This window comes from Micromonospora sp. NBC_00617 (genome assembly GCF_045161355.1).
Lineage (GTDB): Bacteria > Actinomycetota > Actinomycetes > Mycobacteriales > Micromonosporaceae > Micromonospora.
This window is the reverse complement of the sequence record NZ_CP107751.1, coordinates 2236103-2249129: the sequence shown is the minus strand read 5'-3', so window position 1 is coordinate 2249129 and position 13027 is coordinate 2236103. Positions and strand designations below refer to the sequence as shown.

Below are 13027 nucleotides of genomic sequence, written 5' to 3'. Positions count from 1 at the left end.
GGGAGCGGGGGACGGCGGCGACGCTGTCCCCCGCTCCCGGGTCAGCCCGTCAGCTCGGCGCCGAGCGCCCGCTTGTCCACCTTGCCCACCGGAGTGTGCGGCAGCGCCGTGCGCAGCTCCAACCGGTCCGGCAGCTTGTACGCGGCCAGCCCTCGCCCGGTGAGGAAGTCGCGCAACTGCCCCAGGGTGGGGGCGTCGGCGCGGGGCACCACCACCGCGCAGGTCTTCTCGCCCAGGACCCGGTCGGGGACGGCGAGCACGGCGACCTCGCGGACCGCCGGGTGGGCGAGCAGGTGCTCCTCGACCTCGCCGGCCGGGACCTTCTCGCCGCCCCGGTTGACGACCTCCTTGATCCGGCCGACCACGACCAGCTCACCCGTCGGCGTCCAGCGGACCAGGTCGCCGGTGCGCAGGTAGCCGTCCGGGGTGAAGGTGTGCGCGTTGTACTCCGGCACCTGGTAGTAGCCGCGCAGGGTGGTCGGGCCGCGCACGATCAACTCACCCACCTCGCCGGGCGCGACCTGCCGGCCGGCGTCGTCGACCACCTGGAACTCGTCAGCGTCGGACAGCGGCCGGCCCTGGGTGTGCGCGGCCAGCTCCGGCGGGTCGTCCGGGCGGGTGCAGCAGATCGGGCCCTCGGCCATGCCGAAGAAGTGCGCCAGTCGGATCCCCAGCTCCCGGGTCACCCGCTCGGCGACCGTCGGGCTGAGGTTGGCGCCACCGACCTCGACCACCAGGCCGTTCAGGTCGGCGCCGAGCACCGGCGCGAGGTCGGCCCACAGCGGCAAAAAGGGCGGCATCAGCGTGGTCAGGGTGACCCGCTCGCGAGCGATCAGCCGGAACGCCTCGTCGGGGCTGGGACTGCCGGCCAGCACGGCGGTGGCGCCGACCCGCAGCGCACCGAGGACGCCGGGGCAGCCGAGCGCCGCGTTGTGGGCGACCGGCAGCGCGGCGAGGTAGACCCCGTCCGGCCCGAAACCCATCGCCGCAGCGGTCGCCCGCAGCTGGTATGCGTAGTCGTCGTGGGTGCGGGGGATCAGCTTCGGCAGGCCGGTCGAGCCGCCGGAGAGCAGGAAGAACGCGACGTCCGACGGGTCCGGTGCGGGCAGCGGCACCGGTTCGGCGTCCACGTCGGACAGGGCGGTAAACTCGCCGGGGTCGCCGACGACGAACACCTCCCGCAGCGACGGCGTCTCGGCCCGTACGTCGGCGGCGAGCTTGCGCAGGTCGTACCCCTGGACCGCCTCGACGGTCACGTACGCGACCGCCTCGGTGTGCGCGCACAGGTGGCCGATCTCCGCACGCCGGTGCGCCGGCAGGGCCAGGACGGGCAGCGCGCCCAGGCGGAACAGCGCCAGGCACAGCACCACGAACTCGACGCTGTTGGGCAGTTGGACCACCACCCGGTCGTGCCGGCCGATGCCGTGGGCGCGCAGCCCGGCGGCCATCCGGTCGGCCCGGCGGTCGAGGTCGCCGTAGCTCACCCGCTGCCCGTCGGTGACCAGCGCGGCGCGTTCCGGGTCGGTCCGGGCCCACTCCCGGCCCAGGTCAGCGAGGGATTCGCCGCGCCAGTAGCCCTGCGCGCGGTAACGCTCGGCCAGCTCCGGCGGCCAGCTCACACATCCGTCCAGCATCCTTGTGCCTCCCGTGAACGACGGTGACAGCGACCCGCTCACAAGCTAGTGTGCAGATACACGAGATACAAGACACGTGATAGTGGAGGCGGTTGATGCTGGCGGCGCGGCCCCGTACCGACCTCGGTGCGCTGACCCGGCTCACCGAACTCGCCGACTACATCGTGCCGTTCACCATCCGGGTGATCGCCCAGCTCGGTGTCGCCGATCAGCTCGTCGACGGGCCGCGGCCGGTGACCGAGCTGGCCGAGGCCACCGGCGCGCACGCCCCGTCGCTGCTGCGCGCCCTGCGGGCGCTCGCCGGCAAGGGCATCTTCACCGAGGTCGAATCCGAGGTGTTCGGCCTGACCAAGCTCGCCGAGCCGCTGCGCACCGACCACCCGCTGTCGCTGCGCGACGCGTACCCCCTGATGGCCGCGGACGTGCGCGCCTGGGCCGGGCTCACCCGGTGCCTGCGCACCGGGGAGGCCGCCTTCCCCCGAGTCCACGACGCCGACTACTGGTCCTACCTGGCCGGGCACCCCGCCGACAGTCTCGCCGTCGACCGCTGGATGTCGAGCCTGACCCGGCTGCACCTGCGCACCGTGCTGGCGGCGTGGCCGTGGGCGCAGGCCGGCCACGTCGTCGACGTCGGCGGCGGCGACGGCGCGTTCCTGGCCGGCCTGCTCAGCCGCTGCCCGCACCTGCACGGCACCCTGCTCGACCTGCCCCACGTGGTGGCCGCCGCGCCGGCCCTGCTTGCCCGGGCCGGGGTGGCCGACCGGTGCCGCATCGTGGCCGGCAGCTTCTTCGACCCGCTGCCGGCCGGCGCCGACCTGTACGTGCTCAAGACGATCCTGCCCGGCTGGGAGGACGCCGACGCCACAGCCATCCTGCGCCGCATCGCCGCGGCGATGGGCCCGCAGAGCAGGCTGTTGCTGCTGGAAGCGATCATCCCCACCGGCGACGTGTTCGACGTCGCCAAGCTCGTCGACCTGCACACCCTGGTGCTCACCGGCGGTCGGCACCGCACCCGCGACGACCTCGTCGACCTGTTGGCCGGCGCCGGCCTGCGGCTGGACCGGGTCGTCGCCACGCCCACCCTCACCGTGATCGCCGCCGGTCCCGCCGGGCCGCAGCTGACATCCCCCTAGGAGGTATCGATGGCCCCGAGCCGACCCCGGATCGACATCGAGTCGGTGTTCCGACTGACCGAGCTGGCCGACTACATCGTGCCGTTCACCGTGCGCGCGGTAGCCGAGCTGGGCGTCGCCGATCAGCTCGTCGACGGGCCGCGGCCGGTGACCGAGCTGGCCGAGGCCACCGGCGCGCACGCCCCGTCGCTGCTGCGCGCCCTGCGGGCGCTCGCCGGCAAGGGCATCTTCACCGAGGTCGAGCCCGAGGTGTTCGGCCTGACCAAGCTCGCCGAGCCGCTGCGCACCGACCACCCGCTGTCGCTGCGCGACGCGTACCCGCTGCTCGAACCCGACATCGAGGCGTGGGCCCACTTCGACCACAGCATCCGCACCGGGCAGGCGTCGTTCGACCAGGTCCATCCCGAGGGCTACTGGCCGTACATGGCCGCCCATCCACACGACAGCGCCCGCTTCGACGCCTCCCAGCAGGCGGCCACAAGGCTGGAGCTGCGGGCCGCGCTGCCCGCGTACCCGTGGGGCGAGTTGACCACCGTGGTCGACGTCGGCGGCGGCAACGGCGCCTTCCTCGGCGGCATCATGGCCCGCTTCCCGCAGTTGCAGGGCACCCTGTTCGACCTGCCGCACGTGGTCGCCGAGGCCGAACCGGTGCTGCAGAAGCTCGGCGTGGCCCAGCGGTGCACGGTGACCGGCGGCAGCTTCTTCGAGACCATCCCGGCCGGCGCGGACGCGTACCTGCTCAAGCGGATCCTCTACGGCTGGGACGACGACAACGCCGTACGGCTGCTGACGGCAGTGCGGGCGGCGATGCGGCCCGACAGCCGGCTGCTGGTGCTGGAACCGGTGGTCGAGGCCGGCGACCGCTTCGACGTGGGCCGCCTCTACGACCTGCTCCTGCTGGCCATGGTCGGCGGCGGCGCCCGCTCCCGCGAGCACATCGAACGGCTGCTGGACGCCGCCGACCTGCGGCTGGCGCGCAGCGTGCCCACCATGATGTTCCCCATCCTCGAGATCGTCGCGAAGACGGAGGCGTGAGCGATGCGACTGGTCGTGGACTTCTCCCGCTGCGAGAGCAACGCGGTCTGCGTGGGTCAGGCCCCGGAGGTGTTCGACGTCGGTGAGGACGACCGGCTGCACATCACCGAGCAGCCGCTGGAAGGCTCGTTGGGCGCCCGGGTGCGCGAGGCCGCCCGCCGCTGCCCGAAGCAGGCCCTGTCCGTGGTGGACGACTGACGCCCGCTCCCCGATCGACGGGGAGCGGGTGCCCGGCTATTCGTAGTACTCGACGTACGCGACCAGCGAACACCGGTCCTCGGAGCCGTACCCAGGACGGGCCATGCCGAGGCACACCCAGACCTCGGCCTGGTCCACGTCCCCGGCGGGCCACCCGTAGTTCGGGATCTCGGCCCCGGTCGAGGTGGAGGTGTCGTCCGCGACGAACGGCCCGCTGGTCGCCCAGTAGCCGTACCAGGTGTCGTAGTACCTGAACCAGGCGCGGGCGGCGTACCCGTCGGCCTTCTGGTCCTTGACGTAGTTGTACCTGCTGGTGTCCAGAGTGGCGCGATAGTTGTTGATGCAGACCCGCGCACTGGCGGTGGCGCCGACGCCTCCGGTGGGGCTGTACACGGTCGCGCTGCCGGTGCTGCACCGGTTCGCGGCCTGGGCCGGGGCCGGGGCGACGAGCGTCACCGTGGCCAAGGTGAGGACGCCGACGAGGATTCTGAGCAGTCTCGAATACCGCACGGGTTTCCTTCCGGGAGAGGTGACGGCCCGCCCACCCAGGACGGACCACGTACCGCGATCCCCGCTCGACCGCGAGGGACCCGCGGGATCTGCGCCGACGGTATGGGCGCGTTGTGGCTGTTCACCAGCGTTCCGGTGCGTCCCGGACAGCATGCTTCTGTCCGGGCTGCTCGCGGGCGTTGTTCGGCCCTGGCCCGAACATCCGGGCCGACGCCGCACGGCCGTGCCATCACCTCCGCGCAGGAGAGCGCCGACGAGTTCCGTAGGGCGTTGGGGTGAGCGACCTGCTCGCCCAGGTCGTGGCGCAACTTCGGTCCACGATGAACGTCATCGCCACTGGCTCGGCACCGCGATCGGCGGCAGCCGCCGCCGGGCCGCCGACCGGGGAAGAACTCCTGGCGGACAGCGATCGACGAATTCGGGTCCCCCGCACCAATCAGGGCCGGCCCCGCACCAGGCCGGACAAGGTCCGCGCCGACAAAGCCTACGGCTCTCGTGCCAGCCGCTCCTACTTGCGCAGACGCCGGATCGACTGCACCATCCCTGAGAAGGCCGACCAGGTCCGCAACCGCAAGAAGCGCGGATCCCACGGCGGACGACCACCGAAGTTCGACAAGAACGACTACAAAGAGCGCCATGCCGTGGAGTGCGGCATCAACCGGCTGAAACGCCACCGGGCGGTGGCCACTCGATACGACGAACTCGCCGTCCGCTACGAAGCCACCGTGCTGGTCGCGGCCATCAACGAGTGGCTGTGACCAGCACGTTCACAACAAACCCTGGTCCGCCTTCTCCTCCAGCCCTCGAGCGGTCGGCCGCTGGCGTCCCCAGGCGGCCAGCGGCTGGAGTGCGTCGTTGAGGCGCCTGCCGTCCTCGGTCAGCGAGTACTCGACGCGGGGCGGTACTTCGTCGTAAGAGACGCGGTGTACGACGCCGTCCGCTTCCATCTCGCGTAGGTGAGAGGCCAGCACCTTCTCGGTGATCCCCGGAAGCAGCCGACGCAGCTCGCCGAATCGGCGGTAGGGGTGCTCGTGGAGCGCCCAGAGGATCAAGACCTTCCACTTGCCGCCGATCACCTCCATCGCGGTGTCGATCCCGCAGGCGTGTCCGTCTGGTGCGCCCGGCCGGTTAAGCGTCGTCATGCCCCACCCTCTGACCTGCATGCTCACCCCAGGGTAACCACTCACTCCGAAGTGCGTACTTGATCACCTTCGGGCCCGCGACCAGCCTAATCGGCATGGCACAGAACCCTGTTGATAAGACCTCCGTGACGCTGCTGGGCCTCGGCGCAATGGGCACCGCGCTGGCCCGTACCTGGCTCGCCGCCGGCCACCCACTCACCGTCTGGAACCGCACCTCGGCTCGCGCCGCAGCGCTCGCCGCCGATGGTGCGAGGGTCGCGCACAGCGCCGCTGAGGCAGTCGCAGCGAACACCCTGGTCGTCGTGTGTCTGTTGGACGACGCCTCGATCGACGAGGTGCTGGCTGGCACCGACCTGACCGGCAGGGACCTGGTCAACCTGACCACCAGCACCCCTGCCCAGGCCCGCGCCCGCGCAGAGTGGGCCCGCGAGCGCGGCGCCCGCCACCTGGACGGCGGGATCATGGCGGTCCCACCGATGATCGGCGTCCCGGAAGCCGGTGGCTACGTCTTCTACAGCGGCTCGCGGGAGCTGTTCGAGCAGCACCAGGAGACCCTGCGCGTCCCGGCCGGCACCACCTACGTCGGCGAGGATGCGGGCTTCGCGGCCCTGCACGACGTGGCCCTGCTCAGCGCCATGTACGGGATGTTCGCCGGGGCCGCGCACGCCTTCGCTCTGATTCGCAAGGAGGACATCGACCCCGCGTCGCTCGCCCCGCTGCTCGCCGACTGGCTCGTCGCGATGGCCCCGGCAGTTCACCAGACCGCCGACCAGCTGCGGAACGGCGACTACACCAAGGGCGTCGTCTCCAACCTCGCCATGCAGGTGGCCGGCACGCCGACCTTCCTGAGCACCGCCGAGCAGCAGGGCGTCAGCCCGGAACTACTCAGCCCCTACTTCGAGCTGATGCGCCGCCGCCTGGCCGAGAGCAGCGGCGAGGAGGACCTGACGGGCGTGATCGACCTGCTTGTGCACTGACCAGCCACTCGCCGCCAGAGAAGCGACCGTGCTGGTCACAGCTCTCAACGAGACGCTGTGACCAGCACTTTCGCAACAGTCCCCAGCTAGTGGAGCCCGGCTACCCGCCGAGCATCGGGCCGCCCACCTCATCGACGCCGCCCGCGCCCACCTCGACGCCGGCGACCCCGCCGCTGCCGGGCGCGCGCTGGCCGACGCCGACACCATTGCCCCCGCCGAAGTCCGCTACCGCCCTGGCGCCCATACCCTCGTCACCGAGATCGCCCACCACGGCCCGGCAGCGGCCGACGTGGCCCGCCTGGCCACCCACATCGGGCTCACCCGGTGACCGATCAGCGCTCGATCGCTTCCTGGATGGCCGTCCAGACCCGCTCGGCGGTCACCGGCATGTCGATGTGCCGCACGCCCAGGTGGCGGACGGCGTCGACCACGGCGTTCTGCACCGCCGGCGGGAACCCGACCGCCCCCGACTCGCCCAGGCCCTTGGCGCCCAGCGCGTTCACCGGCGTGGGGGTCTGCGTCGCCACCGTCTCGAAGGACGGCAGCTCGGCCGCGCCGATCATGGCGTACCGGTGCAGGTCACCGTGCAGGGGCGTGCCGTCAGCGGCGAAGCGGACCTCCTCCACCAGCGCCTGACCGGCGCCCTGCGCCAGGCCGCCGTGCACCTGCCCCTCGGCCAGCAGCGGGTTGAGCAGCACGCCCGCGTCGTCGACGGCCACCACCCGGCGCAGGGTCACCTGACCGGTCTCGGTGTCGACCTGCACCACCGCCAGGTGCGCGCCGAACGGGCAGGTCGCGGCGGACGGCTGAAAGGTCGCCTCCACGGACAGGTCGTTGGCGGCGGCCAGCTCGGTCCAGTAGACGATGTGCCCGGTGGCCGAGCGGAACCGTCCCGCGGTGTACTCCACCTCGTCGCGGGCCACGCCCAGGTGTCCGGCCGCCGCGTCCCGGCCCCGCTCCACCAGGGCCAGGGCCGCCTCGCGGACCGCCATGCCGCCGGTCTGCAACGACCGGGACCCTCCGGTGCCGCCGCCCGCGGGGATCGTCGCGGTGTCGGAGTGGTGTACGTCGACGCGGTCCAGCGCCACGGCGAGCACGTCGGCGGCGAGCATCGCCCACGCGGTGACGTGGCCCTGCCCGTGCGGGCAGGTGCCCGATCCGACGGTGAACCGGCCGGTGTCGTCGACGCGGATCGAGGCGTACTCGCTGCGGGTGTCCGCGCCGGTGATCTCCACGAAGGTGGACAGGCCGATGCCGAGCTGCTGGACGTCGCCGCGCTCACGGCGGGCCGCCTGCTCGGCGCGCAACGCCGGGTAGTCGGCCTCGGCGAGCACCCGCTCCAGCGCCGCCGGGTAGTCGCCAGTGTCGTAGCGGGCGCGGGTGATCGTCGTGACCGGAAAGCTCTCCGGCGGCAGCAGGTTGCGCCGGCGCACCTCGGCCGGGTCCAGGCCGATCTCCGCCGCGTACACGTCGACAATCCGCTCCAACGCGGCGACGGCCTCCGGCTGCCCGGCGCCCCGGTACGACACCACGGGCGTGGTCGTGGTGGTGACGCTGGACGAGCTGAACTTCGCCCGGCTGATCGCGTACGGGCCGGTGAGCATCGTCCGGGTCCAGAACGGCAGGATCGCGCCGATGCGCGGGTACGCCCCGGCGTCCTGCACGACCTCCAGCGAGTACGACACGATCCGCCCGTCACGGGTGCCGCCCAGCTCGGCGATCTGCTGCTGGGCCCGGCCGTGCCCGGCGGCGGTCATGCTCTCGCTGCGGGTCTCCGCCCAGCGCACCGGGCGGCCGAGCCGACGGCTGGCCCAGGCGACGAGGACGTCCTCCCGGCTGGCGAACGCCTTGGAGCCGAACGCCCCGCCGACGTCGCCGTTGACCACCTGGACCCGGTCCTGGGGCTCACCGAGGGCCGCCGCGAGCTGGCCGCGCCACAGGTGCACGGCCTGGCTGCCGGCGCGGTAGCGCAGCCCGTCCGGCCCCCACTCGGCCTGCCCGGCGCGCGCCTCCAGGGGGCAGGGGGCGACCCGGGGGTTGCGCATCCGCTGCCGGACGACCACCTCGGCGCCCTCGTGCAGTTCGGCGCGTCCGGCCGGGCGTCGGAAGCCCAGTTTGAGCACCATGTTCGTGCCGGCGTCAGGGTGCAGCACCAGCTCGTCGGCGAGTGCCTCCTCGGCGTCGATGAGTACCGGCAGGGGCGCGATGTCGGCCGCGACGAGGGCGGCGGCGTCGACCGCCTCGGCGCGGCTGGTCGCCAGCACCGCGGCGACGGGTTCGCCGACGAAGCGCACCACGTCGTCGGCGAGCACCGGTGTGGTCATCTTCTGGTTCAGCACCCCCGCCTCGGGCGGCAGGGGCGGCAGGTCCACGTCCGCCGCCGTGAACACCGCGACCACGCCGGGGGCCCGGCGGGCGGCGTCGGTGTCCACGCCCCGCAACCGGCCGTGGGCCACTGTCGAGCGGACGACGACCAGCTCCAGCGAGTCGGGCGCCCGCACGTCGTCGACGTACGTGCCGCCGGTGGTGAGCAGGGCGCGGTCCTCGGTTCGCCGGACCGGTCGGCCGATCAGTGACATCTGCGACTCCTGGTTGCTGCGGCCGGGCGCCCGCTCAGGCGGGGGTGACGGCGAGCGGGATCGACGCGTACGACCGGAAGAGGGCGCTGGGCTCGCGGACCGGCTCGGCGGCCAGGTCGATGTCGGTGAGCCGGTGCGCGAGCCGCTCGAAGACGACTGCTCCCTCGATGCGGGCCAGCGCGGCCCCGAGGCAGCCGCGCACGCCGCCGCCGAAGCCGACGTGCGGGTTGGGGTGACGGCCGATGTCGACGCGACCGGGGTCGGCGAAGACGTCCTCGTCGTGGTTGGCGCAGCCGAGCAGGAGGAAGACCGACCGGCCGGGTCGGATCACCCGGTCGCCGACCGGGATCGGTGCCAACGCCAGCCGCGCCGTGTACTGGATTGGGGCGTCGAACCGGACGAACTCCTCGGCCGCGGTGGCCGCCAGCGACGGGTCGGCGCGCAGCCGACGCCACTCGTCGGGCCGGTCGGCCAGGGCGATGCTGCCGGTGCAGACCATGTTCATGGTCGTCTCGTAGCCGGTGAAGCAGAGGAAGACGATGTTGTCGACGACCTCCTCGATCCCCTCGGCGGGGTCCGCCACGGCGAGCATCCGGTCGAGCAGGTCGCCGTCCGGATCGGCGTGCCGGTCGGCGAGCAGATCGCGGACGTAGCCGCGCAGCCAAGCGAGGGCCTCGTCGGCCGCCGCGCGGTCGGCCTCGGGCAGGAACGGCGTGAAGGCCCGGCCCAGCGCCGCCGAGCGGGGCCACACCTCGGCCCGGGTCCGCGCCGCCGGCAGGCCGATCAGTTCGCACACGACTGTCGCGGCGACCGGAAACGCCAGGTCGGCGACGGCGTCCAGGCGGCCGGCGTCCAGCGTCGGGGCGAGCAGCTCGTCGACCAGGTCGCCGACGCGGCTCGCGGTGCGCCGGGCCACGCCGGGGCTGAACGCGCGGACGATCTGCTGGTGCAGCCGGCTGTGGTCGTCCGGGTCGCGGGTGGGGATGATGCGGCGGAACACCTCGCGGGAGAGATCCTGTGCCATCCGGAACTGCGGGTCGTCCTCCGGGAAGGTGTTGCTCAGCCGGCGGTCGCGCAGCAGCGCGGCCACGTCCCGGTGCCGGGTCACACCCCAGCTCGCCGGCCCGAAGCGGCACAGCGGGCCGGCCGCGCGCATCCGGGCGTACGTCGGGTAGGGGTCGGCGACGACTTCGGGCGCGAGCGGGTCCATCCGCGCCGGCAGGACGCGGCCGGCGGGGCTCACGGCCGCACCGCCACGGGCACGCTGGCGTACGAGCGCAGCGTCCCGTCGGTCTGCCGGCGGGCCGGGCCGGCCGGGGTCAGCGTGCCGAAGGTGCGCAGCAGGGTCTCGAACGCGACCTGCGCCTCCACCCGGGCCAGGTAGCCGCCGAGGCAGTGGTGGATGCCGCCGCCGAAGGACAGGTGCGGGTTGTCCGCGCGGGTGATGTCGAGGCGGTCCGGCGCGGCGAACTGGTCGGGGTCGCGGTTGGCGCTGCCGATCAGCAGGATAAGCACCCGCCCGGCGCGGATGGTGCGGTCGCCGACGTCCAGATCCTCGCGGGCGAGGCGGGCGACGCCCTGGATCGGGGCGTCGTAGCGCAGGAACTCCTCCACCGCCCGGGGGGCCAGGCTCGGGTCCGACCGGAGCAGGGCGAGCTGGTCGGGGTGGTCGAGCAGGGCGGCCACCCCGGTGGCGATCAGGTTGGTGGTGGTCTCGAAGCCGGCGAAGAAGGCGAAGACCGCGTTGTCCACGATCTCGTCGTGGTCGAGCACGGCGCCGTCGTCGTCGGTCGCGGCCAGCATCCGGGACAGCAGGTCCTCGCCGGGTTCGGCGCGACGCCGCTGGAGGATCTCACCGAGGTAGCCGCGCAGCCACTCGACCGCCCGGTCGGCGGCCGGGCGGTCGTCGTCGGGCACGATCGCGGCGAACGCCTTGCTCAGGTCCAGCGCGTACGGGCGGATCCGCTCGTGGTCGGCCGGCGGGATGCCCATCAGGGCGCAGACCACCATCACTGGCAGGGGAAAAGCGAGATCCGAGACGGCGTCGAAACCTCCGGTGCGGGTCGCCGGGGTCAGCAGCTCGGTGACCATCTGTTCGATGCGGGGGCGCAGCCGGCGGACCAGGGCGGGGCTGAACGCCTTGGCCATCAGGTGCCGCAGCCGGCCGTGCTCGGGTGGGTCGCGGTAGAGGATGATGCTGCCGAAGAAGTCGCCGGCCGCGCCGTCGCCGGCCGACATCCGGTGGTAGGCGGCCGGGAACTCGCTGCCCAGGCGCGGGTCGCGGACCAGCCGGGCGACGTCGGCGTAGCGGGTGACACCCCAGCTGCCCGGGCCCATCCGGCACAGCGGGCCGGCCGCCCGCAGCGCCGCGTAGGTGGGGTAGGGGTCGGCCACCACGGCGGGATCACGGGCGTCGAATCTCGGCGGCATGCCGGTACGGGCCGAGGTCATGCCCGCCAGTATGCTCAACCAAAGATACGAGAAACAAGTACTTCCGAGATACGCGAAACACTATTAGGCTTCCGAGCCATGACCGAGACCGTGGTGAGCGCTGACCCCCGGATCATCGCGATGGAGTTGCTGATGAAGGCCCCGGCCACCGTCAGCAGCCCGTACCCGCACTACCACGCGCTGCGGACCGCGGCGCCCAGGTACCGGATGGAACAACCCGGTCAGGGTGTGGGTTGGGTGCTCACCGCGTACGACGACTGCCGGGCCGCGCTGCGCAACCCGTCACTGGACAAGTCCGCGCAACGCCCCCGGATGGGCGACTCCCGGGGCCGCGAGGGCGCCCGCACCCTGCTGTTCCTCGACGGGCCGGAGCACACCCGGCTGCGCGGACTGGTCAGCCGGGTCTTCACCCCGCGGCGCACCGAGACCCTGCGCCCCCGACTGACCGCCTTCGTCGACGGGCTGCTCGACGACATCACCGCCCGCATCGGCCCCGGCGGCGGCGAGGTCGACATCGTCGGCTCGTTCGGCTTCCCGCTGCCGGTCATGGTGATCGGTGAGCTGGTCGGCGTGCCGCCGCAGGACTGGCCGCTGCTGCGCCGGCTCACCCGCGCCGCGTCCGGCGGGCTGGAGATCTTCGCGCCGGAGGAGGTGCTCAAGGCCTCCGACCAGGCGCTCGGCGAGATGGAGGAGTACTTCGCCGACCTGGTCCGCAAGCGCCGCGAGGACCCCCTCGACGACCTCGCCTCCGCGCTCGGCCAGGTCGAGATCGACGGTGACCGGCTCTCGGTCGACGAGCTGATCCAGGTCATCGTGCTGCTCTTCGGCGCCGGCTTCCAGACCATGACCGACCTCATCGGCCTCGGCACACACGCGCTGTGCCGCAACCCCGACCAGCTGCAACGGCTGCGCGCCGAGCCCGAGCTGACCCGCTCGGCCGTCGAGGAGCTGCTGCGCTTCGACTCCCCGGTGCACGTGCTGGGGCGGGCCGCGTTCGAGGACACCACCTTCGTCGACGGCACCCCGCTCAAAAGCGGCGAACACGTCATCACCCTGATCGGCGCGGCCAACCGTGACCCGGCCCGCTACGCCGACCCGGACCGGCTCGACATCGCCCGTTTCGCCGGCGCCGAACCGCCGGAGACGCCGCTGTCGTTCGCCTGGGGCCCGCACCACTGCCTCGGCGCGCAGCTCGCCCGCGCCGAGGGGCAGATCGCCTTCCGCCGCCTGGTGGACCGGTTCGCGGTCATCGAGCTGGCCGACCCGGACGCCGACGAGATCGACCTCGAATGGCGGCACAGCAGCACCTTCCGGGGCCTGGAGGAGCTGCGCGTGCGGCTCGTACCGGCCTGAGCACCCGCGAACCAC

12 protein-coding genes and 1 pseudogene are annotated in these 13027 nt (G+C 72.9%); 6 read left to right on the top strand and 7 right to left on the bottom strand.

All coding sequences use genetic code 11. From position 1 onward, the window contains the following. Positions 1–41: 41 nt before the first annotated feature. Positions 42–1634 (bottom strand): (2,3-dihydroxybenzoyl)adenylate synthase, encoded by a 1593-nt coding sequence (locus tag OG505_RS10220; protein ID WP_405432785.1) that lies wholly within the window; start codon positions 1632–1634, stop codon positions 42–44. Between the two features lie 95 nt (positions 1635–1729). Between OG505_RS10220 and OG505_RS10215 the strand changes: the two genes are divergently transcribed. From OG505_RS10215 to OG505_RS10205, 3 genes are read left to right on the top strand one after another with little or no spacing between them, the layout of a single operon-like run. Beyond that, on the top strand, positions 1730–2767 hold the full coding sequence (locus OG505_RS10215; RefSeq protein WP_405432784.1) for a methyltransferase: 1038 nt from the start codon (positions 1730–1732) through the stop codon (positions 2765–2767). Positions 2768–2776: 9 nt separating this feature from the next. After that, positions 2777–3802 (top strand): methyltransferase, encoded by a 1026-nt coding sequence (locus OG505_RS10210; protein ID WP_405432783.1) that lies wholly within the window; start codon positions 2777–2779, stop codon positions 3800–3802. Between the two features lie 3 nt (positions 3803–3805). Continuing rightward, on the top strand, positions 3806–4000 hold the full coding sequence (locus OG505_RS10205) for a ferredoxin (RefSeq protein ID WP_393051341.1): 195 nt from the start codon (positions 3806–3808) through the stop codon (positions 3998–4000). A 36-nt stretch (positions 4001–4036) separates the two neighbouring features. On the opposite strand, the gene OG505_RS10200 is transcribed toward OG505_RS10205, so the two are convergent. Continuing rightward, complete coding sequence (locus OG505_RS10200) at positions 4037–4510, bottom strand: hypothetical protein (protein WP_405432781.1); 474 nt, start codon at positions 4508–4510, stop codon at positions 4037–4039. A gap of 413 nt (positions 4511–4923) precedes the next feature. On the opposite strand from OG505_RS10200, the pseudogene OG505_RS10195 reads away from it, so the two are divergent. Next, positions 4924–5268: pseudogene (locus OG505_RS10195) on the top strand (transposase); the annotation flags it as partial. A 9-nt stretch (positions 5269–5277) separates the two neighbouring features. Here OG505_RS10195 and OG505_RS10190 read toward each other — a convergent pair. Further along, positions 5278–5673 carry a winged helix-turn-helix transcriptional regulator gene (locus OG505_RS10190; protein WP_405434446.1) on the bottom strand — a complete coding sequence of 132 codons (396 nt, stop codon included), beginning with the start codon at positions 5671–5673 and terminating at the stop codon, positions 5278–5280. A gap of 74 nt (positions 5674–5747) precedes the next feature. On the opposite strand from OG505_RS10190, the gene OG505_RS10185 reads away from it, so the two are divergent. Continuing rightward, the gene (locus tag OG505_RS10185; RefSeq protein ID WP_405432779.1) at positions 5748–6629 is read left to right on the top strand and encodes an NAD(P)-dependent oxidoreductase; all 882 of its coding nucleotides are present in this window, start codon (positions 5748–5750) and stop codon (positions 6627–6629) included. Between the two features lie 100 nt (positions 6630–6729). Here the strand turns inward: OG505_RS10185 and OG505_RS10180 are convergent, their stop codons facing one another. The 4 genes from OG505_RS10180 to OG505_RS10165 all read right to left on the bottom strand — a co-directional run bounded on the left by OG505_RS10180 (position 6730) and on the right by OG505_RS10165 (position 11659). Beyond that, on the bottom strand, positions 6730–6873 hold the full coding sequence (locus OG505_RS10180) for a hypothetical protein (protein ID WP_405432778.1): 144 nt from the start codon (positions 6871–6873) through the stop codon (positions 6730–6732). Between the two features lie 88 nt (positions 6874–6961). Beyond that, positions 6962–9208, bottom strand: a complete 2247-nt coding sequence (locus tag OG505_RS10175) for a xanthine dehydrogenase family protein molybdopterin-binding subunit (RefSeq protein WP_405432776.1) — start codon at positions 9206–9208, stop codon at positions 6962–6964. Between the two features lie 34 nt (positions 9209–9242). Then, positions 9243–10451, bottom strand: coding sequence for a cytochrome P450 (locus OG505_RS10170; RefSeq protein ID WP_405432774.1), 1209 nt, complete (start codon positions 10449–10451; stop codon positions 9243–9245). After that, positions 10448–11659 carry a cytochrome P450 gene (locus OG505_RS10165; protein WP_405432773.1) on the bottom strand — a complete coding sequence of 404 codons (1212 nt, stop codon included), beginning with the start codon at positions 11657–11659 and terminating at the stop codon, positions 10448–10450. Before OG505_RS10165 ends, OG505_RS10170 begins: the two co-directional genes overlap by 4 nt. A 78-nt stretch (positions 11660–11737) precedes the next feature. Between OG505_RS10165 and OG505_RS10160 the strand changes: the two genes are divergently transcribed. After that, entirely contained in the window at positions 11738–13012 is a 1275-nt protein-coding gene (locus OG505_RS10160) for a cytochrome P450 (RefSeq protein ID WP_405432772.1), read from the top strand. Positions 13013–13027: the final 15 nt, after the last annotated feature.